Source organism: Candidatus Termitispirillum reticulitermitis (genome assembly GCF_054655775.1).
The window spans coordinates 1-1,301 of sequence record NZ_BAAIHG010000146.1 but is presented as its reverse complement, the minus strand read 5'-3'; the positions used below and the strand labels follow the sequence as shown (position 1 = coordinate 1,301).

Here is a 1,301-nt window from a genome sequence, read left to right as displayed (position 1 = left end):
TTGTGACTAGTGCTATTGGGGACAATACTACGGAGTTGAATGTTCAGCTGGACGTTCCGACTGAATTATTTCTTGAGGAACATACAGCTGGGGACATAGTAGAACTAGAGGATGGGTTTAGGCTGAGTTTTCTTTTTAGCGTCTGCCATAGTTGTGCCCCCTTTTTTAGATTTCTGTATAGTCTCTACACCAGCTAGGTTCTTTACTTTCATTATAGATGTCTTGGCGAAGTTGTTCCAGTGCCTCTGTTCTATGTCGCTATAGTCGGAGAATACGCCAGCTAGTTTGTTGGCAAACTCTTTATTGCTTAACGGCAACCACCTTTTCATTGACCAATCGCATAGCAGTTGAGGCTGTCAGCCCTTCTAGCTCCTCCATAGATGTATCCGTTGCTCTTTTTACTCCGCAAACACGCGCATGCGTCCGTTGACGCCGTGCAATTGCTCGTGAAATCCCCACGCTAAGACTACGCTTCCGCTGTTTAGCGGGTGATTTTATAACAACGTGGCTACCGCTCTTTACTAAATGCGGTTTTAACCGCAAGGTTAAAGCTGGCTAAAAACAAAGGGCTTCCTTGTTGGAAACCCTTATAATACTTACTGGGCAATGCAGGACTTGAACCTGCGACACCAAGCTTCGGAGGCTTGTGCTCTATCCCCTGAGCTAATTGCCCGAATTTTCAGCCCTTAGGCACGTCCTCGCGCCAAGTCGCACATATAGCTCTTTTACGAGCTTTGGTGGCTACACATTCACTCTGTTCGTCTGCGCCTGTTAGTCAGCTTGCAACATTGCTGTTGCCCACCCTATCTTACTTCTTAAAATCTAATTGCGCTATCTGGTTCAGCACATTTATCCGCCGTTTCAGCTGTTCGTCTGCCTGTGCAGCTAGCTCGTCGTAGCGTTCTGGGAAGGCTTTTTTAGTTATGCGGAAACGATTTTCTCCCGCCATAAAATCAGCTAACGAACTAGTCGCCTTGCCAGAGTCTATCTGCAACGGGTTCTTGCCCTCTGCTATAAGCGCAGGGTTAAATCTGTATAGCATCCAGTAGCCAGATTGCACAGCTTTGCGCTGCTCGGCAACCCCATTAGACATATCTATCCCCTGTGCTATACAGTGCGCATACGCTATCACTAGCGATGGTCCGTCAAACGCTTCCGCCTCCAACATAGCCTTGATACTGCCGTCATACCATTGGCTAAACTTACACCTATTATTTTCATAATGTCACCATTGATGCCTAGCGTGGTTACCATACTAGGATTGTCGCCCATAGAAATCATCGCAAGCCCCATATCGGTAG

Annotated in this window: 3 protein-coding genes and 1 tRNA gene; all 4 read right to left on the bottom strand. The window is 47.0% G+C overall.

The features are described 5' to 3' along the window. Positions 1–104: 104 nt before the first annotated feature. The 4 genes from AC1MDJ_RS07890 to AC1MDJ_RS07875 all read right to left on the bottom strand — a co-directional run bounded on the left by AC1MDJ_RS07890 (position 105) and on the right by AC1MDJ_RS07875 (position 1,168). Positions 105–329, bottom strand: coding sequence for a hypothetical protein (locus AC1MDJ_RS07890; RefSeq protein ID WP_479690373.1), 225 nt, complete (start codon positions 327–329; stop codon positions 105–107). Then, a complete protein-coding gene (locus AC1MDJ_RS07885; RefSeq protein ID WP_479690372.1) occupies positions 301–543 on the bottom strand; it encodes a hypothetical protein in 243 nt (80 codons plus the stop codon). Before AC1MDJ_RS07885 ends, AC1MDJ_RS07890 begins: the two co-directional genes overlap by 29 nt. Before the next feature lie 57 nt (positions 544–600). After that, a tRNA-Arg gene (locus AC1MDJ_RS07880) sits at positions 601–673 on the bottom strand. Between the two features lie 135 nt (positions 674–808). Continuing rightward, entirely contained in the window at positions 809–1,168 is a 360-nt protein-coding gene (locus tag AC1MDJ_RS07875; RefSeq protein ID WP_479690371.1) for a hypothetical protein, read from the bottom strand. Positions 1,169–1,301 lie beyond the last annotated feature (133 nt).